Origin of the sequence: Acinetobacter sp. 1294243 (assembly GCF_000588015.1) — a bacterium.
In the GTDB taxonomy this organism is placed as follows: domain Bacteria; phylum Pseudomonadota; class Gammaproteobacteria; order Pseudomonadales; family Moraxellaceae; genus Acinetobacter; species Acinetobacter pittii.
Genome location: NZ_JFXG01000001.1, coordinates 76,362 through 103,355 on the forward strand (window position 1 = coordinate 76,362; position 26,994 = coordinate 103,355).

Annotated in this window: 23 protein-coding genes and 2 pseudogenes; 16 read left to right on the forward strand and 9 right to left on the reverse strand. The window is 37.1% G+C overall.

Annotated elements, in window-relative coordinates:
* Positions 1–83 precede the first annotated feature (83 nt).
* On the reverse strand, positions 84–1,289 hold the full coding sequence (locus J655_RS05350; protein ID WP_032052068.1) for an NAD(P)/FAD-dependent oxidoreductase: 1,206 nt from the start codon (positions 1,287–1,289) through the stop codon (positions 84–86).
* A gap of 156 nt (positions 1,290–1,445) precedes the next feature.
* Positions 1,446–1,994 carry an RrF2 family transcriptional regulator gene (locus J655_RS05355; RefSeq protein ID WP_032052069.1) on the reverse strand — a complete coding sequence of 183 codons (549 nt, stop codon included), beginning with the start codon at positions 1,992–1,994 and terminating at the stop codon, positions 1,446–1,448.
* 406 nt (positions 1,995–2,400) lie between these two features.
* On the opposite strand from J655_RS05355, the gene J655_RS05360 reads away from it, so the two are divergent.
* Positions 2,401–2,769: a hypothetical protein gene (locus J655_RS05360; protein ID WP_002061057.1), complete on the forward strand. Its 369-nt coding sequence runs from the start codon at positions 2,401–2,403 to the stop codon at positions 2,767–2,769.
* 57 nt (positions 2,770–2,826) lie between these two features.
* Here the strand turns inward: J655_RS05360 and J655_RS05365 are convergent, their stop codons facing one another.
* The 3 genes from J655_RS05365 to J655_RS05375 form a co-directional block, all read right to left on the reverse strand.
* A complete protein-coding gene (locus J655_RS05365; protein ID WP_032052070.1) occupies positions 2,827–3,846 on the reverse strand; it encodes an MBL fold metallo-hydrolase in 1,020 nt (339 codons plus the stop codon).
* Positions 3,847–3,985: 139 nt separating this feature from the next.
* Complete coding sequence (locus J655_RS05370) at positions 3,986–4,555, reverse strand: TetR/AcrR family transcriptional regulator (RefSeq protein WP_032052071.1); 570 nt, start codon at positions 4,553–4,555, stop codon at positions 3,986–3,988.
* Between the two features lie 93 nt (positions 4,556–4,648).
* On the reverse strand, positions 4,649–5,584 hold the full coding sequence (locus J655_RS05375) for a LysR family transcriptional regulator (RefSeq protein WP_032052072.1): 936 nt from the start codon (positions 5,582–5,584) through the stop codon (positions 4,649–4,651).
* A gap of 179 nt (positions 5,585–5,763) precedes the next feature.
* Here J655_RS05375 and J655_RS05380 point away from each other — a divergent pair, with 179 nt between their 5' ends.
* The 9 genes and pseudogenes from J655_RS05380 to J655_RS25080 all read left to right on the forward strand — a co-directional run bounded on the left by J655_RS05380 (position 5,764) and on the right by J655_RS25080 (position 16,178).
* Entirely contained in the window at positions 5,764–6,528 is a 765-nt protein-coding gene (locus tag J655_RS05380; protein WP_032052073.1) for an SDR family oxidoreductase, read from the forward strand.
* A gap of 12 nt (positions 6,529–6,540) precedes the next feature.
* Positions 6,541–7,296: an SDR family NAD(P)-dependent oxidoreductase gene (locus tag J655_RS05385; RefSeq protein WP_032052074.1), complete on the forward strand. Its 756-nt coding sequence runs from the start codon at positions 6,541–6,543 to the stop codon at positions 7,294–7,296.
* A gap of 45 nt (positions 7,297–7,341) precedes the next feature.
* Positions 7,342–8,253: an SDR family NAD(P)-dependent oxidoreductase gene (locus J655_RS05390; RefSeq protein WP_032052075.1), complete on the forward strand. Its 912-nt coding sequence runs from the start codon at positions 7,342–7,344 to the stop codon at positions 8,251–8,253.
* A 2-nt stretch (positions 8,254–8,255) separates the two neighbouring features.
* Positions 8,256–8,717, forward strand: coding sequence for a MaoC family dehydratase (locus J655_RS05395; protein WP_032052076.1), 462 nt, complete (start codon positions 8,256–8,258; stop codon positions 8,715–8,717).
* Between the two features lie 9 nt (positions 8,718–8,726).
* On the forward strand, positions 8,727–10,550 hold the full coding sequence (locus J655_RS05400) for an acyl-CoA dehydrogenase (RefSeq protein ID WP_032052077.1): 1,824 nt from the start codon (positions 8,727–8,729) through the stop codon (positions 10,548–10,550).
* Positions 10,551–10,707: 157 nt separating this feature from the next.
* Positions 10,708–12,081, forward strand: coding sequence for a long-chain fatty acid transporter (locus J655_RS05405; protein ID WP_032052078.1), 1,374 nt, complete (start codon positions 10,708–10,710; stop codon positions 12,079–12,081).
* A 137-nt stretch (positions 12,082–12,218) separates the two neighbouring features.
* Entirely contained in the window at positions 12,219–13,859 is a 1,641-nt protein-coding gene (locus tag J655_RS05410; RefSeq protein WP_032052079.1) for an AMP-binding protein, read from the forward strand.
* 84 nt (positions 13,860–13,943) lie between these two features.
* The gene (locus J655_RS05415) at positions 13,944–14,846 is read left to right on the forward strand and encodes a bile acid:sodium symporter family protein (protein WP_014206870.1); all 903 of its coding nucleotides are present in this window, start codon (positions 13,944–13,946) and stop codon (positions 14,844–14,846) included.
* Between the two features lie 765 nt (positions 14,847–15,611).
* Positions 15,612–16,178 (forward strand): annotated as a pseudogene (locus tag J655_RS25080) (TetR/AcrR family transcriptional regulator).
* A gap of 38 nt (positions 16,179–16,216) precedes the next feature.
* On the opposite strand, the gene J655_RS05420 reads toward J655_RS25080, so the two are convergent.
* The gene (locus J655_RS05420; protein WP_032052080.1) at positions 16,217–17,080 is read right to left on the reverse strand and encodes an alpha/beta hydrolase; all 864 of its coding nucleotides are present in this window, start codon (positions 17,078–17,080) and stop codon (positions 16,217–16,219) included.
* A gap of 49 nt (positions 17,081–17,129) precedes the next feature.
* Positions 17,130–18,464, reverse strand: a complete 1,335-nt coding sequence (locus J655_RS05425) for an MFS transporter (RefSeq protein WP_032052081.1) — start codon at positions 18,462–18,464, stop codon at positions 17,130–17,132.
* A 311-nt stretch (positions 18,465–18,775) separates the two neighbouring features.
* On the opposite strand from J655_RS05425, the gene J655_RS25280 reads away from it, so the two are divergent.
* Both J655_RS25280 and J655_RS05430 read left to right on the forward strand, forming a co-directional pair.
* Positions 18,776–18,952, forward strand: coding sequence for a hypothetical protein (locus J655_RS25280; protein WP_017481060.1), 177 nt, complete (start codon positions 18,776–18,778; stop codon positions 18,950–18,952).
* A gap of 193 nt (positions 18,953–19,145) precedes the next feature.
* Positions 19,146–20,207 carry an MBL fold metallo-hydrolase gene (locus J655_RS05430; protein ID WP_032052082.1) on the forward strand — a complete coding sequence of 354 codons (1,062 nt, stop codon included), beginning with the start codon at positions 19,146–19,148 and terminating at the stop codon, positions 20,205–20,207.
* 54 nt (positions 20,208–20,261) lie between these two features.
* On the opposite strand, the gene J655_RS05435 is transcribed toward J655_RS05430, so the two are convergent.
* A complete protein-coding gene (locus tag J655_RS05435; protein ID WP_000654049.1) occupies positions 20,262–21,179 on the reverse strand; it encodes a LysR substrate-binding domain-containing protein in 918 nt (305 codons plus the stop codon).
* A 158-nt stretch (positions 21,180–21,337) separates the two neighbouring features.
* Between J655_RS05435 and J655_RS05440 the strand changes: the two genes are divergently transcribed.
* From J655_RS05440 to J655_RS05445, 3 genes are all read left to right on the forward strand, one after another.
* A complete protein-coding gene (locus tag J655_RS05440; RefSeq protein WP_017403365.1) occupies positions 21,338–21,910 on the forward strand; it encodes an FMN-dependent NADH-azoreductase in 573 nt (190 codons plus the stop codon).
* Positions 21,911–21,922: 12 nt separating this feature from the next.
* Positions 21,923–22,342 (forward strand): DoxX family protein, encoded by a 420-nt coding sequence (locus J655_RS0104120; RefSeq protein ID WP_032052083.1) that lies wholly within the window; start codon positions 21,923–21,925, stop codon positions 22,340–22,342.
* A gap of 69 nt (positions 22,343–22,411) precedes the next feature.
* On the forward strand, positions 22,412–23,023 hold the full coding sequence (locus tag J655_RS05445) for a glutathione S-transferase family protein (RefSeq protein ID WP_032052084.1): 612 nt from the start codon (positions 22,412–22,414) through the stop codon (positions 23,021–23,023).
* Between the two features lie 115 nt (positions 23,024–23,138).
* On the opposite strand, the gene J655_RS05450 is transcribed toward J655_RS05445, so the two are convergent.
* Positions 23,139–24,056, reverse strand: coding sequence for a LysR family transcriptional regulator (locus J655_RS05450; RefSeq protein ID WP_032006253.1), 918 nt, complete (start codon positions 24,054–24,056; stop codon positions 23,139–23,141).
* A gap of 533 nt (positions 24,057–24,589) precedes the next feature.
* Between J655_RS05450 and J655_RS0104125 the strand changes: the two are divergent.
* Positions 24,590–26,988 (forward strand): annotated as a pseudogene (locus J655_RS0104125) (membrane-bound PQQ-dependent dehydrogenase, glucose/quinate/shikimate family).
* Positions 26,989–26,994 lie beyond the last annotated feature (6 nt).

The window sequence follows — 26,994 nt, forward strand, 5'->3', positions numbered from 1 at the left end:
AAATATAAACCCTAAAAGTAGGACCAGCGATGGGCTTACTTTTAGGGTTTTTAAATAAATGGATTGATCCTACGAGGTTAAATTTAAGGAACAATCACAAAATCAGGGTTTGCTATTGCAAAAACTGCTTCACGGTCTGCAACTGGTGGATAAATCCAGACAGTATTAATTTCCTGTTTAATTTTTTTCGCTTCTTCACGCACAAATTGAACTTGTCGATCCCAACCTTCGGTATAAAGTGCACCCCAAGGACCTAAGTCAACACAAGTTACATATTTTGGTTGGCTGTATGGATGAAGGGGTAAATCAACCAATTCTGCCGCAGCGTTATAACCCGCCACACGGCCTAAGCTCATAGCATGCTGACACGACATCACGTTAAAATTACCCAAATCATCGGTTGGAACTTTTACAGTGTCGCCAGTCACAAAAATGTTTTTTGCTTCAGGTGCATGTAAATAAGCATCCCCAATCAAACGGCCCAAATTATCTTTTTCACCAGCAATTTGAGAGGCAAGTGGGTTGGCCCGCATACCGGCAGTCCAGATCACGGTTTCTGTTTCAATTTTTTCTCCGTTAGAAAGCGTTACACCTGATGCATCTAACGCCGTAACTCGTAGCCCAGCTTTACCTTCAACACCTAGCTCGTTAAGGGCTTCTCGAATGACAGCCGCAGCTTGGTCACCCATCGCCGCGCCAATTTCTGTTGAGGAATCCACTAAAACTACACGGGCATCAGTTTCACCTAAAATGCTACGCAGACGTTCAGGCATTTCGGTAACAGTTTCTAACCCGGTAAGACCACCACCTGCAACGACCACCGTATTACGCGCTGCATTTGCAGGTTTATTTGCTAAGTTTTTAAGGTGCTGATCTAGTTTTTCAGCATCTTCTAGAGTGCTTACGCTAAATCCATATTCTTTTAGACCCGGTATAGGGGGCATAAAAGTGGTACTTCCCGTTCCCAGAATAAAACGGTCATAGCTTAAAGTTTGTTTGCTGCCATCGGTGGTTGAAACTTCAATTGCCTGTTGGTCGACATCAATTTTATTTACCCAACCTGCCAGAAATTTAACCCCAACCACACTTAATAACTCTGAAATTTCAGGGTTCATGTTTTCAAGCACAGCTTCATAAAGACGAGGACGAATCCCAACATTCGGGCTAGGGGAAACCATCAGCACCTCAATGTTTTGTTCTTGCGACGCTAAGTGAATTGCTCTTTGGGCAGCGAGTGCAGCCCATAAGCCAGCAAAGCCAGAACCTGCAATAATAATACGCTTACTCATTTGATTATCCTTTTGATAGATTTCCGGACAACACGTTCCAGCTCATCACAAAATTTTGGGTGAGTGAATCCTTTCTCTGATTGTCCGAAAAATCTGAGAAGGCGTTTAAAAAGAATTAAGGGAATTTTATGTTAGGGTACGAACCCTATCAGTTCATTAGTCGGGGGTATCCCGCGATATTTTACTTTTACGCATTTTTGCTGTTCTTCCTTCGATGCGTTCATTGATCCAGCCATTTACATCACTAAAAAACACGTCAGGTGCATAACGGCCAAAACGGTCTGCAATATTGCCAAGTGTATGACCACCTAAAGCATCTCGCATGGCTTTTTCGGCTTGTAGCATGACTGCATGTACTGCGCACACACCACTGGTTGCCCAATCGGGTGGGGCATTGTTAAAAACTGCACATTTTCCACGAACTTCTTGGCACTCAAAAAGCGGTTTTTCACCCTCAATTGCATTCACGATATCTAAAAAACTGATTTCGTGAGCGGGTTTAGCCAGTAAATAACCACCTCGAACACCTTCTTGTGCAACTACAAGACCAGCCTTTTCAAGTTTAGGAAAAATCTTGGCCATAAAACTCGGAGAGACTCCTTGTAATTCAGCAAGGTCCTTACTACTCAAAGGTTTATCTTCATTGTTCACAAGAAAAAGAAGACAGTGAATCGCATATTCGACGCTACTAGTGATATAAGCCATTTAATTTCATAATTGATCAATTACAAACACAGACTAATGTAGTCTGTGTTTTAAGTCAATAATGAAACTAGGACAAAGTTAGTCCTAGTTTAAAGAAGGCTATTTAAAAGTGTTAACTATGAATGTATCTGATTGAATAATTTAAATTTTATTAAATAAACAGATTTTAATAATTTATAAAAAATATTTTATTAAGTTCTCTTAATCGTAAGAATGTCTAACAGGTGTTTAATCAAATAGTTCACCACTTATAAGTAAGATAGATGAAACGGGATAGGCATTTATCATTTATTTATAGAGCTATTTAAATTATATTTACATAGATTGTTTTACTTAAAATATTAAATAGCTTTATCTGAATAAAAATATTTTTTATATAGCATGATGAATGAATAAGAGAGTTGTTTTGAAAACTGAATTTATTATTAGATGTATTTATGCACTTTGCCTTATCGGTGCAGGGTTCAACCATTTACAAACAGTTTTGATGCATGGTTTGTTTTGGGACTATAACAATGCGCCTTTATTTACTTGTATTTATTGGACATCTTTAACGTTTATTGATCCACTTGCTGCAATTCTTCTATTTTATAGACCTCGTATCGGCTTAATTCTAACTTTTCTTATTATATTTAGTGATGTCATTCACAACACTTGGATTACATTAAAGGTAGGGCGAGACTTGCTCAACTATATGTATATTTCCCAATTTTTATTTCTGGTTTTTGTTGTGTGCACAATTAAGTTTCCTTGGAAGGCACATAAGAAAAGTTAAAATTTAAATATTGGAGAGAAAAAGCATTCTTTTACTCTCCAAATAATTTCTTCAAACTTACGAACGCCACCAATAATTCTCAACATTCGGCTCATTTAAGTTTAAGAGTTCACCCATTTGCGGTGTGCTAATGGCTAACTCATTTTGTTGAGCCAAAGCCACGATACGTTCAAAAGGGTCGTCCCAAGCATGAAGCGCCAAGTCGAAAGTACCGTTATGGATAGGCAACAAATGACGTCCTTTTAAGTCGATATGTGCTTGTAAAGTTTGCTCTGGTTGCATATGAACATCGGGCCATTCGGGGTCGTAAGCACCAGTTTCTAACATGGTCAGATCGAAAGGACCGTAACGATGTCCAATCTCTTTAAAACCGTCAAAATATCCCGTGTCACCGCTAAAAAATACACGTAAGTCATTATCAATAATCACCCACGACGCCCAAAGTGTTGCATTGCTATCGCCCATCCCACGGCCTGAAAAATGATGAGCAGGGGCAGCCACCAATTTTAGCCCATCCACATGGGTAGTATCCCACCAATCAAGTTGTTGAACCTTTTCTGCTGGAATTCCCCATTTAATGAGCGTATCACCCACACCGAGCGGTGTTAAGAAATGCTCAACTTTATCGTTAAGTTGCATGACTGCATGGTAGTCGAGGTGGTCGTAGTGATTATGCGACAAAATCACGCCTTTGATGGGTGGTAAGTCCGCAATGCTGATCGGTGGCTGGTGGAAACGTTTTGGTCCAAGCCATTGAAAAGGTGATGCACGCTCTGAAAAAACAGGGTCGGTTAACCAAAATTCATTTTGAAGTTTTAACAAGATAGTTGAGTGGCCCAAACGAAATAGAGAACGTTCAGGCGCACTTAATAACTGTTCTTTTGACAAACTTAAAACAGGAATTTCTCTGTTTGGAACAGTGTCTTTAGGTTTGTTAAATAGAAACTTCCACATGAGTTGAAGCGTTTTGCCAAAAGAAGGCTTGTGTTGGTTCGGACGTGTATTTCTAAATTTGCCATTGTGTTGCTGTGATGGCATTAAGGGAGTAGGCAAGTCTGTTGTGTTTGAAATAGTCATTTTGTTTTTCCTTATTGGAACAAACCTATATGTACAAATAAGAACTTGGGCTAAGTGCTTATTATGATTTATTTAAATGAGTATTTACTCACTCATTAATTCATTCAAAAATAAGGACGCCGAGCATCCTTACTTTTATCTATATTGAAACTGCATGCCAAAAGGCTTCAAAACCAGATTTGCGATAACGCTCGGCTTGAGAAGGGTCTTGGGCAATAAAATTGAGTGTAACTTCGGCAAGCGCACCTAAAATTGAAGCAATAAATAACGGCGGATAGTCTCTTAACTTGCCATCGTTAATACGTTCTTGAATGTTTTGGGTGAGGTCATAAAAGGTTTGCATACCAATTTGCTTACTTTGCTCAGTAATTTGTTCCGAGGTCGAAAGCTGCGCCATTACTTTACGTTTAAGGGGAGCTTCTAAACTCCAGTCCAAATAGCTTTGCCAGATATGCGACATTTGTGTTTGCAGGTCAGCGTTAGTCGGGTAACTAAGCATCATCACCTGACGCAGTTCGGCCTTTAGCGAAAGATATAACTGGTTCAGCAGTTCTTCTTTATTACTAAAATAGGTAAATAAAGTACCTTCTGCCACGCCAGCAACTTTGGCAATTTTTGAGGTAGACGCACGCTCGCCAAGTTCTGCCAATGTTTCGATAGCAGCACTTAAAATTGCATTACGTTTATCTTCACTACGAGGACGAGCCATATACAAAAATATTAATTGAGTGATTACTCAATCATACATAAAAATATGAGCAGCGCAAGCAAAATAGAATTTTATTGTCATAAATTTACTATTTTATAAACTATTCATAAGCTGTAATATTTGGCTCTTACACCATACGATTTGGTGTTCATGGGACTTTTGCTGATCCCAATATAAATTCATCTGATATCCAACAATATCTATCGGTAGCGGATGCACCTTAATTTGAGGGTAAGTATCTTTAAAATGAGCAATTTGACACTGAGGAATCGTGAGTAAATGGTCCATTTGTGTAATTAATCGGATTGCCGTTTCATATTGTTGGCAGCGGAAACTAATCGTTCTTTTGATACCTTGTTTAGATAAGAAAAAATCTTCAAAAACACGACCTGTAGGACGAGAGGACACTGTAATGTGCTTAGCTTCTAAATAAATTTCTTTGGTTAGGTTCGTTTTGGATAATAAGGGATGCTGCTTACGACTTATTACTACAAATTGATCTTTAGTAAGGCATTCATAACCAATGCTATCTTCAACCGAATGTTGCACATCAATCGCAAAATCGATTTTCCCTGTAGAAAGCTCATGTCTTAAGTTTTTACGATCAATGCGTACGCTATTTAACTGCAAATTAGGATTAAATTGAGTTAAGTGCTGAATAATAGAGGGTAAAAAAATTCCTTCATACTCATCATTCATAGCAATTGTAAGATGCTTTAAATCTCGTGCTGGCACAAAGTCATGCGTGCTTTGAATTGCTTGATGCATAAGTTGTAATGACTGTTCAATTTTAGGCCATAAACGTTTGGCTAAAGGTGATGGAACAACACCGTGTCCATCTCGAATAAATAATGGGTCATTAAAATGATCACGTAAACGAGCTAATGCATGGCTAACAGCAGGTTGACTTAGAAAAAGTTGTTCACTGGCCCGTGTTAGATTTTTTTCTCTATAAATTGCCACAAATACACGAAATAAATTCAGGTCAATACGAGCAAGAGAGGCAATATTATTATTCATTTCATTCATAGTTTGTTATTCAAACAATTCATTTTATTCATTGTAACAAGTTAGATATGGTCAGGAAATAGCATAAGAAATAGAGTGATTAATACTGTGAATTTTGAACGTAGCGCTTGTGGTAACAGCATTTAGAAAGCGTTGATTACAACAAATTTTTATAAAACCTATGAACATAAGGAAATGATATGGCAACACATTTATTTGATTTGACTGGAAAAATAGCCTTAGTTACAGGTGCAAGCCGTGGTATTGGTGAGGAAATTGCCAAACTTTTAGCAGAACAAGGCGCACATGTAATTGTATCTAGTCGCAAGATTGAAGATTGCCAACGCGTTGCTAATGAAATTATTGCAGCAAATGGTAAAGCGGAGGCAGCCGCCTGTCATGTGGGTAAACTCGAAGATATTGCAGCAATTTTTGAATATATTCGTAAAGAACACGGTCGTTTAGATATTTTAGTCAATAATGCAGCTGCCAACCCTTATTTTGGTCATATTCTCGATACAGATATTGCTGCATATAACAAAACGGTTGAAGTCAACATTCGTGGATATTTCTTCATGTCTGTCGAGGCAGGTAAATTAATGAAAGAACAGGGTGGCGGTGCAATTGTTAATACCGCATCTGTAAATGCCCTACAACCCGGAGACCGACAAGGTATTTATTCTATTACCAAAGCTGCGGTAGTGAATATGACCAAAGCCTTTGCAAAAGAATGTGGACCATTGGGCATTCGAGTGAATGCTTTATTGCCGGGTCTTACCAAGACCAAATTTGCTTCGGCACTATTTGAAAATGAAGATATTTATAAAAGCTGGATGGACACAATTCCATTACGCCGTCACGCAGAACCACGTGAAATGGCTGGAACTGTACTTTATTTAGTGTCAGATGCTGCGAGTTACACCAATGGTGAATGTATTGTAGTTGATGGCGGTTTAACTATTTAGGGAGGAATAGCAATGTACGAACATTATTCAGGTCAAGTGGTCTTAATCACAGGTGCGGCGAGTGGATTTGGTGCATTGCTGGCAGAGCAACTGGCAAAGTATGGTGCAAAATTAGTGTTGGGTGACTTGAATATTGAAGGGTTAAATACTGTAGTTGAACCGCTACGCCAAGCAGGAGTGGAGGTGGTTGCGCAAGTGTGTGATGTCAGCTCTGAAGCAGATGTACAGGCTTTGGTGCAAAGTGCAGTTACTCAGTTTGGTAGAATCGATGTCGGGATCAATAATGCAGGTATGAGTCCGCCTATGAAAAGTTTTATTGATACCGATGAAGCAGATCTGGATTTGAGTTTTGCCGTCAATGCCAAAGGCGTGTTCTTTGGAATGAAGCATCAAATTCGTCAGATGTTGCAACAAGGTGGTGGCATTATTCTGAATGTTGCTTCTGTTGCAGGTTTAGGTGCGGCTCCTAAATTGGCTGCCTATGCTGCGGCAAAGCATGCTGTGGTGGGATTAACCAAAACAGCAGCGATTGAATATGCAAATAAAGGCATTCGAGTTAATGCAATTTGTCCATTTTATACAACCACCCCGATGGTGGTCGACAGTGAACTCAAAGAGAAACAAGACTTTTTAGCGCAGGCCTCGCCAATGAAGCGTCTTGGCCATCCAAGTGAAGTGGTGGCAATGATGCTGATGATGTGTGCCAAAGAAAACTCATATCTCACAGGTCAAGCCATTGCAATTGATGGCGGCGTGACAGCTTATTAAAACATTTATTAAATAATATCTTATTCATTTATTTAGGAAAAAATCATGACAATTAATTTAAACAATCGAGTGGCTATTGTTACAGGTGCTGGCGCTGGTCTAGGGCGAGAACATGCGCTGTTACTGGCTCGTTTGGGGGCAAAAGGGGTTGTGAATGATCTGGGGAGTGATGTAAACGGAAAGGGCGGCTCAACCATGGCGGCCCAAAAAGTCGTGGATGAAATTATTGCAGCGGGTGGCGAGGCGATGGCAAATGGCGCTTCAGTCACTGATATTGAACAAGTTCAACAGATGGTAGATGAAACAATTGCCCGTTGGGGACGTGTAGATATTTTAATTAATAACGCTGGAATTCTCCGAGATAAAACCTTTAGTAAAATGTCATTAGAAGATTTCCGTACAGTAATTGATGTGCATCTCATGGGGGCCGTAAATTGCACTAAAGCTGTATGGGATATTATGCGTGAGCAAAAATATGGTCGTATTGTCATGACTACGTCATCCTCAGGTTTGTACGGCAATTTTGGGCAGTCCAATTACAGTGCTGCAAAAATGGCATTGGTTGGACTCATGCAGACACTGGCTTTAGAGGGTGAAAAATCTAATGTTCGGGTGAACTGTCTAGCACCAACAGCTGCAACTCGTATGCTTGAAGGATTATTACCCGAAGAAGCCCTTAAAGCTCTTGCTCCAAGTGCGGTCAGTCCGGCAATCGCGACTTTGGTTAGCGAAGATGCACCTACCCGTATGATTCTTTGTGCTGGCGCAGGTAGTTTTGAAGCTGCCCACATTACTCTTACGCAAGGAATTTATTTAGGTACGGATGAACAGGTTCCGCATGTTTTAGCACAACGTTTAGCTGATGTTTCAGACCGAACAGATGAGTTTGTGCCTGTCAGAGGAGGCGCTCAGGGTGAGCTTGAGCTGAAAAAAGCTTCATTAATGGCAGGAGAATAATTTTGACAAAAAATACATTAAGCATCGACCAGCTTGTTGAGTTGCAAGGCCAAGCATTAGGTAGCTCGCAATGGATGACCATTGATCAAAGCATGATTAATACCTTTGCGGATGTCACACAAGATCATCAATTTATTCATGTGGATGAAGAAGCTGCTCGTCAGTCACCTTTTGGTGGCACGATTGCCCATGGTTTTTTAACACTCTCTTTACTTTCAGCGATGGCAGCTCAGGTCTTACCAACTGTACAGGGGCAGAAATCTGGCGTGAATTATGGCATCAATAATTTGCGTTTTATTAGTCCTGTACATAGCGGTAAGCGGGTGCGTGGAAATTTTCACTTAAAAAATGTTTCCCAAAAAAATAAGGGAAGTTATCAGTTGATCATGGAAGTCACGATTGAAATCGAAGATCAGGCAAAACCAGCACTTGTGACAGAGTGGCTTACACTTGTAAATGTATAGGAATACCCCATGAGCAATGAATTAATTCTATCTCGCCGTGATGTCGATTTTTTGCTATTCGATTGGCTAAAAGTCGAAGAACTCAGCCAACGCAATTCTTTTGCAGGACAGGACCGTTTTGAATATACGTCTGTTTTAAACGTTTACGAGGCTTTGGCAACCGATTTATTTGCTCCACATAATAAAAAAAATGACAGTAACGAACCTGTTTTTGATGGTGAGCGTGTAAGTGTCAATCCTGAAGTCGGGGAAGCGCTAAAGGCTTTTGCGGATGCAGGTTTGATGAGTGCAGCGTTTCCGTCAGATTGGAATGGGATGAACTTACCCAATACCATTGAGCGTGCAGGTATGGCATATCTACTCGGTGCCAATTCAGGAACTGCGGGCTACGCCTTTTTAACTATTGGTAATGCAAATTTATTAATGGCTCATGGTGAACCTGAAAAAGTTAAACCCTATGTCAACTCCATGATAGAAGGCAAATGTTTCGGAACGATGTGTTTATCTGAACCTCAAGCAGGTTCAAGTCTGGCTGATATTCGTACACGTGCGATTAAAACAAAAGATGGTCGTTATCGTTTGTTTGGAAACAAAATGTGGATTTCAGGCGGCGAGCACGATATCTCTGACAATATTGTTCATTTGGTTTTGGCAAAAATTCCAGATGAAAATGGACAATTACCAGCAGGTGTGCAAGGCATTTCTCTGTTTACCGTACCGCGCAAATTACTCGATGAAAATGGACAGCCAAGTGAACGTAATGATGTGGTATTAGCTGGAATTAACCACAAAATGGGCTATCGGGGAACAGTGAATTGTGTGCTGAATTTTGGGGAAGGTCGTTTCACACCCGAAGGAGAAGCAGGCGCAATTGGTGAGCTAGTCGGCGAAGCTGGTAAAGGACTGGCCTATATGTTCCATATGATGAATGAAGCCCGAATTTCGGTTGGACTTGGGGCAGCAGCATTAGGATATACAGGTTATCTTCATGCTTTAGATTATGCAAAAACTCGCGTACAAGGTCGTTCTCGTATTGAACGCAATCCAAGTTCTCCACAAATCCCGCTCATTCAACATGCGGATGTTCGCCGTATGCTATTGGCGCAAAAAGCATATGTCTCAGGTGCGTTGGCACTGTGCCTATATGCAGCTCGATTAACCGATGATATTCACTCGCTTGAAGATGCCGAGCAACGCGATCAAGCCCATCAATTACTTGATCTATTAACACCAGTGGTGAAAAGCTGGTCTTCTGAATGGGGGCTGGTGGCAAATGATTTAGCCATTCAAGTTCATGGCGGCTACGGTTATACCCGTGAATATAATGTTGAACAGTTTTATCGGGACAATCGACTCAACCCGATTCATGAAGGAACATTTGGCATTCAGGCGCTCGATTTATTAGGAAGAAAAACTCGTCTTAATCAGGGACTGTCGATGAAGCTATTACATGAAAAAATCATGAATACGATCGCGCAAGCTAAAGCAGAGCCTTCTTTAAAAGAACATGCGGATCAATTAGACCAAAAGTGGCAACTCATCCGAAATGTAACAGAGAAATTGCATGCATTAACCGATGTAGAACTTCAACTGGCAAATGCCGCCAATTATCTGGAAGCTTTTGGACATCTTGTGGTGGGATGGTTATGGCTTGATCAAGCGGTAGTCATTCATAAACTCATGCCGAACTCAACAGATCCTGATTTTCTGCGTGGGAAGCTTGCCGCGTGTGATTATTTCTTTGGCTGGGAAATGCCGAAAATTATGAGTTGGTTAGCGGTACTTGATCCAGTAGAGACAACTCCACTCAATATGTCAGAAGAATGGTTCTAATAAGAACCATTCCTTAACCGCGCTGTTTGAAAGGAAAGGAGAACAACCCGAATTTTATAAAAAATGCCTAATAAGAATCACTATGTAAAACAAACATCAGGCGTTCAGTAAAGAGCGCCCTAATAAGTAAAAATAAAAATCTAGGACGGATTAAAAGATGAAAAAGAAAACATTAGTCATGGTCATGGCTTCATTTTGTACGAGCCCACTCTATGCAGCAGCATTTGATCGAACAGGACAATCAATTTCTGCATTTCTACAACCCGGTAATTATTTTGAGGCAAGTTTATCTGTTTCAGACACTTCGTTAGAAGGACAAGAAGCGGGTACAAACCCAACACGTAATAGTATTTCTGATATTGCAAACTCTGATTATCGTCCCAGTGCAGCTTTGAAATTACAGTTAGCACCTCAGTTCTCATTTGGTTTTCTTTACGATCAGCCATTTACTTCCGACTCTGAATATTATGGAAATAACAGTTTTGTTGCTAAGCCGAGTGATACGATTTTAGTACCAGGCATTGATTCAGCAACACTTGCCCAAAAGACCGGTAGAGAAGTCGTAACAGGGAACACCAAATCGAATTTTGTTATGCAAAATTTTAGTCTCATATTTGGTTATCAACCGGATAAAAACTGGAATTTTTATGCAGGTCCTGTTTATCAGACATTTAAAAGTAACGTCAATTTAAGAGGTCAAGTTTTCAGTTTATATAATGGCTATGACTTTAATGCCAAAGAAGTTGGAGATTGGGGATGGTTGGCAGGATTTGGTTATCAAATTCCCGAAAAAGCCATTAAAGCCTCATTGACTTATCGTTCAGAAATTATGCATGAAGTGACTGCTAATGAAAATGCACCACTGGTTGATATGTTAAGTACGCAGCAAGGCCGTGATTTTCTTGATCAGCATTTGGCGTATATGGTTTCTATAGGACAACTCACAGAATCGCGGAAGGAGGCACTCAATCATATTGTTGCGGGGTTACCCGAAGCAGGCACATCAGGCTCAACTAAGTTTAGAGCGCCAGAGTCAGTAAATTTGGAGTTTCAGACCGGATTACGCAAAGGTACTTTATTGTTCGGTAACGTGCGTTGGGTTCACTGGAACGATTTTGAGTTTAAACCCTATCGTTTTGGCGAAATCTCAGAAGTTGTTGGGGTTCTATCAACGCCAAGTCGTCCAAATGGTTTTAATCTGGTTCGTTATTATGATGATCAATGGTCTGCCAATCTTGGAATTGGACAACGCCTAAGCGATAAATGGTCGGGTTCAGTTTCTATAGGCTGGGACTCGGGAGCAGGTGAGCGCGTGTCCACAGGCGGACCAGCTAAAGGTTATTACAGTGTTGGTCTTGGTGCGCAATATAGTCCAACTTCAAAATACTTTATCTCAGGTGGAATGAAGTATCTATGGCTTGGTGACGCCAAAGGTCAGCTTGGTGCTCAGGCAGGCAGTGAATATTATGTGGGTGAATATAAAAATAACTATTCAATCGGTTACGGTTTGAAAATTGGTTATAAATTTTAATTCAACTATTTGATGGATCGCTTAGTTATATAAACAGTTTATTTCTGCACGAGAGTAAGCAGATTAAGAGATTAAAGAAAATATAAAAAGTGGAGTAGGAACAGTTCCATTTCTCCCTCTCATAAAAGGACAATAAGATGACAAATCAGATCTGGTTAGATGAATATAAGCAATGGAATATAGAAAGTACGATTACATTGCCGGATGAACAAACTTCACTTCTCGATTTTTGGGACAACAGTTTTAAAAAGTTCCAGCAAAGAAAGGCTTTTATATTTGCAGATCAATCTTTTTCTTATGCTGAAATCGATTTATATAGTCGACAAATAGCAACATTCTTGCAAAGTTTAGGGCTAGAAAAAGGTACACGTGTTGCCGTGATGATGCCCAATATTATTCAGTACCCAATTATTTCACTTGCCGTCATTCGTGCAGGTTACATTCTGGTCAATATTAACCCCCTCTATACAGCCCGCGAGTTAAAGCATCAATTAAATGATGCAGGCGCAAAAGTCTTATTTATATTAGAACAACTTTTACCTGTTTATGATGCTGTCAAAGAGCAAGTGGCGGTTGAACAAATTATTACCACCACCATGACTGAAATGTTGGTCGAGCAACCTACTGAATTAGACACCTTAGATTCTAAAAAATACGCTTTTAAGCAAATCTTATTGAAGGCAAATGCCCAAGACTATATACGTCCTAAGCTTATTCTTGAAGATACTGTGCTTTTACAATATACGGGCGGAACAACAGGTGTCTCCAAGGGCGCAGAATTAACCCATAAAAATATTGTCGCCAACTTATTACAAAATAATGTGGTTTTTAAAAGCTACTTTGGTGACCGAGATGCTTTCGAAGATGAAATAGCAATCTGTGCCTTACCGCTTTATCATATTTTTGGTTTTACTGTCTGTTTATTGCACAGTGCAATGAATAAAGGTTATGCCACTGTTTTAGTTCCAAATCCGCGTGATTTAGATGCTCTTGTACATTGTTTTGAAAAATATCGTCCTACGGTTTTTCCTGCTGTAAATACTTTATTTAATGCGCTGCTTCATCATGAAGGCTTTAATAAGCTGGACCATAGCCGTTTAGAAATTACCACTGGCGGCGGTATGGCAATTTTGAAATCCACGGCCGATGGATGGGAAAAACTGACAGGACGTATTATCCGTGAAGGGTATGGCTTATCAGAAACTTCTCCTGTGGCGACCTTTAACCCACCAATCTCTAATACTTTTAGTGGCACGATCGGTATTCCTGTACCGAGCACGGATATTACTATTTTGGATGATGAAGGTCATCAATTAGCACCCGGTGAAACTGGAGAAATTGCAATTCGTGGCCCGCAGGTCATGAAAGGTTATTGGAATTTACCTGAAGAAACGAAAGCGGTCATGACTGCTGATGGTTTCTTTAGAACGGGTGATATTGGCTTTATGAATGAAAAAGGCTATACCAAAATTATTGACCGTAAAAAAGACATGATTTTAGTTTCAGGCTTTAATGTTTTTCCGAACGAAATTGAAGAAGTTTTAGCCCAACATCCAAAAATTTTAGAAGTCGCCGTGGTTGGGATTGCAGATGAAAAATCGGGTGAGGTGCCGAAAGCCTTTATTGTCAAAAAGGATGACTCTTTATCGGTTGAAGAAATCCAAATCTATGCAAAAGAGAACCTGACTGGCTACAAACAACCACGCTATATTCAATTTATTAATGAATTACCCAAGTCAAATGTGGGTAAAATTTTAAGAAAAGAACTAAAGGTTTAATAAGAATTTTTAATTGTTTAATTAAAAACATAAGCGTATGGGACTAGAAGGTCCATCAATAAATGGAAAAAAAGGAATGAGATTATGGGTTCAGGATTAATTACCGTATTTTTACCAATTGCACTTGCAATTATTATGGCTGGGTTAGGTCTAGAGCTGACCATAAATGACTTCAAACGCGTACGACAACACCCAAAAGCGGTCTTTATCGCATTATTTTGCCAACTGGTTATTTTAGTCGGTATTGCATTTATTATTTGTAAGGTTCTTGCTTTACCACCCATGCTTGCTGTTGGATTAATGCTCCTTTCTGCGTCACCGGGCGGGCCAACAGCTAATTTATTTAGTTATCTCTATAAAGGGGATATCGCTTTAAATATTACTTTAACGGCTATAAATTCGGTCATTGCTGCTTTTACACTTCCGTTAATCGTGAATTTTGCAATACAGCACTTTATGGAAAATGGGCAAAATGTAGGTTTGCAATTCTCTAAAATCATACAGGTTTTTCTCATTATTTTAGTGCCCGTTGGGATCGGGATGTTAGTCCGTCATTTTGCGCCGCATACGGCTGAAAAGCTCAATAAACCTGTGCGTATCTTTGCTATCGTTTTTCTCGTATCGATCATCATATTAGCAGTTGCACGAGATTATCAAAATCTGATGACGTATATTGGACAAATTGGATTGGCAACTTTGCTGTTTTGCGTATGTAGTTTAATGGTTGGCTATTTTGTTCCAAGATTATTGGGTGTAAATAGCTTTCAGGCAAAAGCTTGCGCGTTTGAAATTGGAATTCATAACAGTACCTTAGCCATGACCATTGCTTTTACAGTAATGGCAAGCAGTATGGCCGCTATGCCAGCAGCAGTTTATTCATTATTTATGTACATTGTTGCTGCAATCTTTGGCACTTTGCTAAATCGTCTAGAAAAGAAAGAGATCACACAAATATCACCTAAAACATACTCAAAGAATCTTCAGTAATATCTGGCAGATAAAGGTATTTAATTACCACCAGATGTTTTAGTTTGAAATAAAAGAGGAGGCTAATACCTCCTTTTTTAGTCTCAAAATTTAAAATATTTATGGCCGAGTAAGCGCAGTCATAATAAAAAGAAAGCGTTAGAGTGCTGTTATAAAAGCAAATTGTTAAGCCAATATTTAAGGTTTTTCTTAATTATGTAATTAAATGAAAAACAATAATTTAATTAAATAATTTCTAGCCAATTTCACATTGACACCTTAATTTTTGAAGATTACCATTTGCGGGCTGGCCTACATTGCCAGTCGGTTTTGACGGACCGTTTATTCGACCACATCAGGATTATTTCTTCTGAGGAGTAGTCTTGTGTGCGCACCTCGTTCCCTCCCGTAGCGGTAGGACGGGAGTGGGACACTTTCGAGTGTGCTGGATGTCGAAACCAGTCCGTCAACCCGCTTCCGTTCTGCCACCATAATTTATAATGCTTTGGCAGAACTCCCAAAAGAAGGAGTTGGCTATGCACATTCATAAATTATTGGCAGTCACTGTCAAAATCTATCTCGACACAACTTAAATCAATTTAAAGCAGTTTGATGAGCCATAGGCTTTTCAGGCTTTAAATCATTACGACCAAAACTTAGCAACAATAAAACTTGAGATGTGCCAAGCACAGTCTTTACGGCTTTGCTGTGCCTTTTTTTCTCCCAGAAAAGGCACAGGCTTTTTAATCTCTTTTAGCAACAACAAGAATTTATAACGGTAAAACGATGCCAACTTTAGAAAGATCTTCCAAAAAATTACAGGTTCTTCATACAGCAATTGAGCTGTTTAATATCTATGGATTTCACAATACGGGCGTGGACTTAATCGTCAAAAAATCCAAAATTCCTAAAGCCACTTTTTATAATTACTTTCACTCAAAACAGCGGCTTATTGAAATGTGCGTATCCTTTCAAAAAAGCAAACTCAAAGAAGAAGTGCTGGCAATTATCTACTAAAGCCGTTACCGAACCTCAAGCGATAAACTTAAAGAGATTATTGTTTTACATGTCAGTTTTAATAGCCTGTACTATCTATTACTTAAAGCCATTTTTGAAACTAAACAGATTTACCCGCAGGCCTACCGTATAGCGCTTGAATATAGAAAATGGCTGCTTAAAGAACTTTTTGATTTGGTTTTTAGTTTGGACACCCATCATGCGTTAAAACCAAGTGCGGATATGGTTTTAAACTTAATTGATGGCTTGATGTTCCAGATTTTAAGCTCAAAAAGTTTGGAAGAGAGGGATGTGGTGGGGGAGAGGTTTTTTACAAATAAGCAAATACATTTATAAATAGATGGCTCTATTGAAAGAGCCATAATCTTATAAACTTAGTCAGAGATTATTTCATACATTTTTTTAAATAACAGACTATCTTTGTCGGCAAGGGTATTCACAATATCAAAATGATTATGTCCTTCATCTTTAATTAATGAAACGTTTAATCCTTTTTCTTTGCATATTGAGTAGAAAAAATTGGTTTGATTTTTGAAACCTTCTGTCTCTAGCTCTCCTACACTGAGTATGAGTGGTGCAGCATTTTCTGGCAATGGTAAATTTTCATAAGGGCTGAGGTTAGTTGCTTGTTCTGGACTGAGTTTAAGCCATTCATTAATGTTGGTATCACATAAGGGTAATAAATTATAAAGGCCACTTAACCCAAGAACACCTTTAATGACATTTTTTGGCAAATTAAATTCTTCTTGCCAACAATCATTCCACAGCATTGCAACCAAATGTCCTCCAGCTGAACTCCCGCCTATATATATTTGCTCAGGGTCTATGCCATAATTTTTAGCATTATGGTAAATCCAAGCAATCGATGTTCTTACTTCTCTCACAATTTCAAAAAGTGATGCTTGAGGACAGAGGCTATATTCAATTGTAGACACCGCTATTCCATGTGCTACAAAATTTTCAGCCATAGAGCAAGCATCATCTTTACTTTGTGCCCGCCAATAGCCTCCATGGATATAGATAAAAATTGGTGAAGGCTGTTTCTTTGCTGGAAAAATATCTAATGTTTCTCTTCTAGCTAAGCCGTAATGTAGATTATATAAGCCTGTAATCGCATCTTTGGATTTCTGCGCAAGTCGTGCATATTCCTTCATACAAGCATCAAAATCAGCCACTGAATTTCTTGCATTGTATTGAATTTCTCTTTCTTGAAGATTTGAGAAGAATAGGTCTGTCATATAAGCCTCGATAACAATTTATTTAATAAAAGGATAGTAATTAATTAGTTCAGACAACTTTAAATTTTTGTTTAGCTATATTTAGCTCCCGATACCACTTAAGTGCTAAACAAATAAAAGCAATAAAACTAGGTACGGCTAAACTTAAGAAAATTGAACTCATATCTAGCTTTAAAGTAAAAATGAAAGAACCTAAAAATGATCCTAAAATTGCCCCAATACGGCTTATTCCATGCATCCATGAAACGCCAGAGCCCCTACAGTTCGCTGGATAAAAAAGAGTAGCTAACGGAAATAATGCTGTTTGGGCACCTGCTAATAGGCCTCCAATCATAAAGATCAGTATTGAAAAGAGGCTAATGTTTGTATGCGTAAAGCTAAGAAGAATGAATAATAAGAATGCCGAGAAATATGAAGAAGTAATCACTTTGGTTGGATTTAATCTATCCATAAATCTACACATGATCATAGCTCCAATCACACCCCCGAATGGGAATAAAGTAGACATAAGACTTAATTGTTGTAGATCAAAACCAACAGTTTTTAAAATTGTAGGCATCCAGCTTGTAAAAAGATAAAACACTAATAAACTCATAAAAGAGCAAAGCCATAACATTAATGAACCAAATAAGTATTTGCTAAAGATATCTTTAAGTGGATTATTTTGTTCAACAACTTCCTTTTCCGCTAAAGATAAGACAAACTCTTTCTCAATTTTTTTTCCATGTATTTTTTCTAAAATTAAAAGTGCTTTATTCTGTTGGTTATTGATAATAAGGAATTGTGTGGATTCAGGCAGGGAGAAAATGAGTACAAGGGTAAGTAATGCAGGTATCAAGCCAATAATAATTAATAATTCAGACCAACTAAAAATTTTTAATAGATAAGCTGAAAGGAACCCTCCAGAAGATACTCCCATTAGAAATCCACAACCAGCTAAACCCGTGAGAAATGCTCGATGCTTTTTAGGCATATATTCTGAAACGATTGTACTAACATTAGGCATTGTTGCACCTAACCCAAGTCCAGTAATAAATCTATAGATAATGAGTTCTGCTGTATTGGTCGAGTAAGCAGAGATTATTGTAAATATAGATAAGATTAGCATGCTGATAATCATTATTTTCTTTCGGCCAAACTTATCTGCAAAAATACCTGATATTAAGGCGCCAATACTCATACCGATTAAAGCAGCACCAAATACAGGAGCTAATTCGGCCTTTGAAATTTGCCATTCATCTAACAAAGGTGGTGCTATAAAACCTATGATTCCAGTATCAAGTCCATCACAGAAAAATACTAAGAAACCTAAAACAAAGACTACCCACTGGAGGGGGGCTAGTTTTTCTCTATCTACAATATCGTTCACATCTATTTTAATCATATACATTCCTGAAATTTATTTAAATATTCATAAAAATGTAGAATAGGTTTTATGAATTTAGGTTAAAGATGAAGATGCTTTTAAGCTTTATTATTGTTTTTTATAGGATATAAGATATCCAATTTATCCAGATTTATATCCGATAATTCCAAATTTTAATTAAGTTATATTTTTCAATTAATTGTTTCATTTTAAAAATTAATATTTTTTTAAAGTTGTTGTATGAAGTAAATTTTCTTTTTTAACAAAATCAAACATATATTAAAATAAAATTATTTAGAATTATTTCATCATAATTTGGGAATTTGCTTATGAAATTGTTAGGAATATTATCTATCCCTTTTATTATCTCTGCCTGTGTTACTAATCAGAATGTGCAAAAGGAAGAGACCCCAGAATGTATGAATTATCATGCAATGATGACAGCACCTATGCCAGCAGAGGCAATGGAAAACTTAAAAAAAGCCTGTTACGAATCTAGAAAATAGCGTTGAGCATTTATATTTAAAAAAAATTTATTAATACGAGAATATTAAGTTAAAAAATAACTGCTGACTGTTCTTATTTTTGCAACTTAAGTTCTTATTTTAGTAGCTTGTTTTAATCTTTCGAAATCAGAAATATAAGAATGTTTTTATCAAGTATAGAACATTTAATTTAATTGTATATCTGAGGTTTCGAATGAAAAAGATCTTTTTAAATACCACACTACTAGGCTTAATGTATTTGAACATAAGTCATGGAGCCAATGCTCAAAGTACGATAGATATTCCAGAAGCTCCCTCTACTGTAAATGCGATTTATGTTTCCCAATCGAGTAAAAAAGCTTTAAATCCATCGGAAAAAATTGACCGGCTATATAACCGAAATCTTCAGCAAGAGTATGTACTGCAACGTATGACAGAACATACTTATTTTTTTCAATCTCAATTTTATGGAACGATGTTTTATGTAGGTGAAAAAGGAGTACTGTTATTTGACCCAGTTGAAAATGCTGGAGAAAAGATTTTAAAAGCGATCTCAGAAGTAACAAAACTACCTGTTACAACAATTGTCTATTCGCATGCGCACGCTGACCATATCAGCTCAGCTCCAGTAATTGTTGAAGCTTCTAAAAAGGCAGGGGTCAAAGTACGTATTATTTCATCTGATGCTACAGCAGAGCTTTTAAACCGAATTAAAAGTAAATTACCAAAACCTACGGAAACAATTCCTTTTAAAAATGGTAGTTTTAATTTTGAAGGGGTGAATGTTCAGGTACATGGTTTCAAATATGCAGCACATACTGCCGATACAGGTGTTTGGTTAATTCCAAGTGAGAAAGTTGCACATATTCCCGATCTAATAAATGCCGATCAATTACCTTATTGGGGTTTCGCTGGTGCTGAAGTTCCTCTTTATTTTGAAGAAAATTTAAAAGAATTAAAAAGTTTAAATTGGGTATTTCTGAGTGGTGGCCATGGAAATGTTGGATCTAAAGCTGATGTAGATTTCTATTTAGAGTTCCTAAAAGATATGAAACAAGCAGTGGGCCAATCATATGGCGTAGTGCAGTGGGGAGTAGGAGCTCCTGATCCTCAGAAAACAAATTCACATATGGCCCAGCTACCAGCATATCTTGATGCAATAGGTAATCAGGCAACTGAATATTTACGACCAAAATATGGACAATATTATGGGTTTGAAACTTCAGTTCCAAAGAATGGTGAAATCACAGCTTTATTAATGTATGCCTATCAATAGTAAAAAATGTCTATACCTAAAATCGGGTATAGACTTTTTATATATTGATTTTAATTAGATATCCTGCATTTCTTTAAGTAGAGGAGGAATTTTTTCGATTAAGAAATCAAGAAAAACCTTTGATGCTGGTAAAGCACCGCTCCGAGATGGAAAGATTAAATGAAAATTTCCAGTTGGAAGTTCCCATTCAGGTAAAACGACGATAAGTTTCTTTTCTAATATCAGGCTTTTGCATTTTAACAAAGGCAGCAAAGCGATACCTTTTCCATCGGTAGCTAAACAATTAAGCAAAGTTAAACTTGCAGCTTTGATAAATGGTTTTATAGGCAAACTTACGTTTTCATTAATAGTTTGATTGCTAAAGAACCAAGTTTGATTTTCATTTTCGATATTACTTAATAATTTATGCTTACTTAGATCGCTAGGATGCGTAGGTGTACCGTATTGGTTGAGATATTGTGGACTGGCGACTAATACTGATTGTGTATAACCAAGATGTCTCATCACTAAATTGTGATCGCTATCTAAGTTCTGTCGAATACGGATCCCGATATCGACAGATTCTTTAAGAATATCAACTCTCTTGTTGGTAACAATAAATTTGATTTCTACTTTGGGGTATCTATCCATAAATTCAGGAAGAATGAGAGGCATAATTCTTTCTGCAACATCTATAGGAATGCTTACAGTAATTGATCCAATCGGCTCCCCGCGCAACTGATCTATTAAGTCATAAACAGTTTGCGCTTCTAAAAGCATTGATTGTACATATTGATAAATCTGCTCGCCGATTGCCGTAAGCTTAATTTGTCTCGAGTCTCGTTGTAATAATTTAACGTTTAAATTTTTCTCTAAATTTGAGAGTCTTCGGCTTAATTTTGATTTAGATATACCTGTTTTTTGTTCTACTTTACTTAGACCACCATGTTCGACAATTAAAGCAAAAATATATAAATCATTTAAATCTTTCATCGGTGTTTTAACCTTAATGAACCAATAATTTATCTTACTTCGAACTTTATCTTTGTTGGTTGCATTTTTTGCAACATATGTTCCCGATTATAGGGCTTAAGTGGCAAATATAAAACGAATAAACTCATTTCACGACTTAAAACCCTTATAGGTATGAAATGAAACTTTTACATTTAGACTCAAGTGCTCTCGGTGAATTCTCGGCTACTCGGGAGATTGGGCAAGCAGTTGTTCAAGAGTTAAAAAAACATGGGCCTTTAGAGGTAACCTATCGTGACTTGCATGTAGAGCCACTTCCACATTTTTCAAAACACTTTGATAGTTTGAGTGAAGAAGCACAAGTTGATGAACGTATTCTTCAACAATTTGAAGAAACAGATATTTTTGTACTAGGGGCACCGATGTACAACTTGAGTATTCCCACTACATTGAAAGCATGGATAGACCGAATTTTAATTGCAGGTCGGACTTTCAGATATACAGAGAATGGGCCACAAGGCTTAGTTTCAGGTAAGAAAGTGATTATTGTGAGTGCTCGCGGTAGTGCTTATGGTGATCAATTTCCTATGGATCATCAAGAATCTTATTTAAAAGATATTTTTAATTTCTTAGGTATACAAGACGTATTTGTAGTACGTGCTGAAGGAATGGCTTTTCCAACTCGTTCTCAATCAATTAGCAAAGCAATTAATAGTATTCCACAAATGTTTGCTATTCCTGCTCCAAACTGAGAGAGAATAATCATGACTAGAATAAATAACGCAATCGAAAAAATTATCCAACATCCAAAAGTATTTGGATTTGCATCACTTCTAATGCGGGTAATGATAGCTGTAATTTTTGTCTTATCCGGATTAGGAAAGATATTTCAATATTCGAGTAATGCTGGATATATGGAGTCTATGGGAGTGTCGTCTGCATTATTGCCATTAGCAATTCTGGTTGAGTTTGGAGGTGGTTTCCTTGTATTGATTGGTCTTCAAACGCGACTTGCAGCATTTCTATTGTTTGGTTTCTCGTTAGTGGCAGCAGTGCTATTTCACAGTGGTTCTGATATGAACAGCCAAATTATGTTTATGAAAAACATTTCAATGGCTGGAGGTCTACTGGCTCTTGTTATCTTTGGCGCAGGCGGCCTGAGTGTAGATAAGAAACTTAAATAATTTCAAAAGGTAAAGGTACATATTTGTATTTTTACCTTTATTTTTCTATTTAAATAATGGTTGTTATCAATGAGATTATTTTTTTATCCTCATGCCTGTTCAATGGCGATTCATATTGCTTTAAAAGAAACAGGGCAAGTATTTGATACAGAGTTTGTAGACTTATCAACAAAAGTCACTGGATCCGGATTGGATTATTTAAAGATTAATCCTAAAGGGGCAGTTCCAGCACTTGGACTTGAAAATGGTAAAGTCATAACTGAAGTTACAACAATACTGACTTATTTAGCTGACTTGGTTCCAGAGAAAAATCTAATACCCAAATCTAGTTCTTTTGAACGTTATGAAATGATGAGTCTATTGTCATTTATTAGTATGGATATACATAAAAATTTCTCTGCTTTTTTCTACAAAGAAAAGATTGATCCTTGGATTGAAGTATCCAAACACAAGTTATCAAGAAATTTTGATTTTATTGAAAATAAACTTCAGTCAAATCAGTATTTAAACGGCAATGAAATCTCAATCGCAGATTTCTATTTCTTTGTAATGCTTCATTGGTGTGACTATTTTTCTATAGACTTAGAGAAATGGCCTAAGATTCTCAATTTGAAATATAACTTGGAAAAAAGAAGTTCTATACAAGAAGTTCTAAAGTTTGAATCAAGTTTTTCTCAATAAATTTTATGTAGAAAGAGGAACATACGAGTGTTCCTCTTTTATATTTTATAGTCATAAAATAGATTATAGAAATAACGTATTTTGTAGAATGAAATTTAAATAAATTAAAGATAAATTATGTTATAGCTTGCATTTTATTGATTAAATTTGGCATTTTTTCAATTAAAAAATCGAGAAAAACTTTAGATGCGGGAAGTGCTCCACTTCTAGGTGGAAATATTATATGAAAATTTCCTTTAGGAAGTTTCCATTCAGGTAAAATAACTATAAGTTTCTTTTCAATTATTAAATCTCGGCATCTGATAAGAGGGAGTAAAGCAATACCTTGGTTATCTTGTGCTAATGACATGAGTAATGTTAGGCTTGAAGCTTTAATAAATGGCTTTATACTTGTATTTAACTTTTGTTCTAAATTTTCAAAAAACCAAATCTGATTTTCATTATCCAGGTTGTTGCTTAATAATTTGTGATTATTTAATTCATTTGGATGTTTAGGTATTCCATACCGTTGAATATATTCAGGGCTAGCGACTAAAACGGATTCAAGATAGCCTAAATGTCTCATTACTAAATTGTTATCAACTTCTTTGCTAGAGCCGACCCTAATACAAATATCTATTGATTCTTTTAATATATCAATTTTTTTATTAGTCACTATAAAGTTTATTGCAACTTTAGGGTATTTCTCCATAAATTCTGGAACAATCAAAGGTAATTGTCTTTCTGCAACTCCAATTGGAACACTCACATTAATAGTACCTATTGGCTCCTCTTGACATTGATCAATTAAATCATAAACATTTTGAGCCTCTTTAAGCATAGATTGAACATATTGATAAATTTGTTCGCCAATAGCAGTCATTTTGACTTGTCGAGAGTCCCTTTGTAGTAGTTTAATATTTAGATTTTTTTCTAATGTAGATAATCTACGGCTTAATTTGGATTTGCTTATACCAGTTTTTTCTTCAACTTTGCTTAATCCACCATGCTCTACAATTAGGGAAAAAATGTATAAATCGTTCAGGTCTTTCATAGGGGCTGCATCAAAAATTAAGATTTTTATTTTTCTATAATATGCTTATTTTTTGTAATTTTACTGAAAATAAGTAATAGCTTGAAAAATAAATGTATATTTTAGTAGAGTATTTTTTAAGAAATTTTTGTGTATCTATTTGTTTTTTATATATGATTTTTACCATGTATTTTGAGAGAGTGAAAGATATTTTTTAAATACATTTTTATAAAAATATTAATATAAACTATTGTTATTTTTTATTTATTTTTTTATGTTGCAAAAAATGCAACATATAATTTCATTTTTAGCGATAGTTTAGCTTTTTAAAAAAATTATAATTAATAGTGTCTTTGTAAAAGTATTTGTCTGTAGAAAAATCTATCTTCTACTGTTTTTAAGCATTATTCACACTCTCTATTCCTTTAAAATTCACCTAACCTTTCGCAAAATTTTTAAATCTAGATACTGTGACTGTGAATAGAAATTATATACGGTGATTTTAAAGATATGGCTTGGAATTATGTTTAAAAATAATTTAAAAAGAGGGAATAATGGGCTCTAAATCTATAGGGAGTGCAAGCTTTTTTATAAAAGCTTATGCAGTGATACAGTTATTGTTTGCTCTGACTTTGTTTGGTGGTGGAGCATATTTAATAATATTAAATGGATCTTGGTATTACTGCATTACTGGATTATTACTCGTAATATCAAGTATATATCTGTATCTAAACAAGATTATAGGCGCTAAAATCTTTGGCATAGTTTTTGTGTACACACTCATTTGGACAATTTGGGAGTCTGGTACAAGATTTTGGGGCTGGATACCTCGTATAGCGACCATAGCTGTATTCGCATTTTTTTATCTTTACTCCTGCCATATATTGCGCATGGTATACGAAAAAGAGTTGCTTATAGTTTTACCGGCTTAATTGTTACATGTTTTGTTATAGCAGGTGCATTAGCATGGTATCCCTATTTCACTTCTCTCGATACAAGCCAAATTCCTCAAAATACTTCAAATGTATACCATGCGGATAGTACTCAACCAGATAGTGATTGGCGGTATTATGGAAGAGATGTGCAGGCAACCCGTTTTTCACCCACTAATCAAATTAACCCTGAAAATATTAATCAATTAAAACAAGTCTGGGTAACGCGTACAGGAGATATGCCTCCTGTAGATAAAAAAAATAAGTGGGCTGCCCAAACAACACCAATTAAAGTCAATGATGCTCTTTACTTGTGTACTGCTACTAATAACATGCTGAAATTAGATGCGCGTACTGGTAAGAAAATTTGGGAATATAAACACAATTTAGCTTACGAGAAATTACCGTCGACTGCAGTGTGTCGCGGTGTCACGTTCTATACTTCAAAAGTAATTCCTGAGAATGAAATATGTCATGAAAAGGTGATTGAAGGCACGCTAGATATGCAACTTATAGCGGTAGATGCAAAAACAGGAAAGGCATGTCCCCAATTTGGTACAAACGGACATGTGAACTTGCTAGAAGGAATTGGTCATACAGTTCCAGGATTCATGGCTGTTACATCGCCACCCCCTGTCGTAAATGGAGTAATTGTAGTCAACCATAAAGTTCAAGATAACCAACGCCGTACAGCACCATCCGGGGTAATACGTGCATATGATGTTGATACTGGTTCTCTTAAATGGGCTTGGGATGTAAGACAACCAAATCGACATGGATTACCTCCAAAAGGTGAAACCTATAGCCGTGGTACGCCTAACTCTTGGACAGTTATGACTGTTGATGAAAAATTAAATACAGTCTATGTTCCAACTGGAAGTTCGGCGCCCGACTACTATAGCGCTTTACGTACAGAAGAAGAAAATCAAGTTTCTACCGCAGTTGTTGCATTGGATGCTCAAACAGGGGTAAAAAAATGGAGCTTTCAAACTGTTCATAAGGACGCATGGGATTATGATTTAGGATCACAAGCAACTCTACTTGATTATAAAGATCAATCAGGAAAGATTGTTCCAGCGCTCATTATGCCAACAAAAAGAGGACAAACATTTGTATTAAACCGAATTACAGGCAAACCCATTTCAAAAGTTGTCGAGCGCCAAGCTCCTGAATCTGTTATTCCAGATGATGTGCGTTCGCCTACACAACCATGGTCTGTAGATATTCCTCGATTAGGGTTTTCAGATTTAACAGAATCAAAAATGTGGGGCATATCACCAATTGATCAAATGCTTTGTCGTATTAAATATAGACAAGCATATTATGTTGGTGAATTTACTCCTCCTACGGTTAATAAACCATGGATTCAATATCCTGGATTTAATGGTGGTAGTGATTGGGGAAGCATAGCCTATAACCCTAAAAATGGTATTTTGATCGCTAACTGGAGTAATACCCCAATGTACAATCAGTTGGTTGCAAGAGCTAAAGCAGATCAAGAAGGTATTTTACCGATGGATGATCCGAAATTTAGTGCTAAGAAAAATGGCTCAATTGCAGCAATGGCTGAATCTCCTTATGCAGTAAATGTTCAACCATTCTATGCTCCAATTACCAATGTGCTTTGTAATGAACCACCATATGGAATGGTTACTGCTATTAATATGAACACCAAGAAAGTGATTTGGCAAAAACCTTTGGGAACAGCAGAGCACAATGGTCCATTTGGATTGCCAACATATTTACCTATTAATATTGGTACACCTAATAATGGTGGGCCTATTATTACAGATGGTGGAGTTGTATTCGTTGCTGCTGCAACTGATAACCGTTTGCATGCCTTTGACAGTAAAACTGGTAAGTCGATCTGGAGTGCCAAATTACCTGCGGGTGGACAAGCAACACCTATGACTTATTCTATTGATGGAGAGCAGTATGTTGTTATTGTTGCAGGTGGCCATTACTTTATGCAAACACCGCCCGGTGACTATGTAGTTGCTTTTAAACTAATGAAAAAATAAATTTAA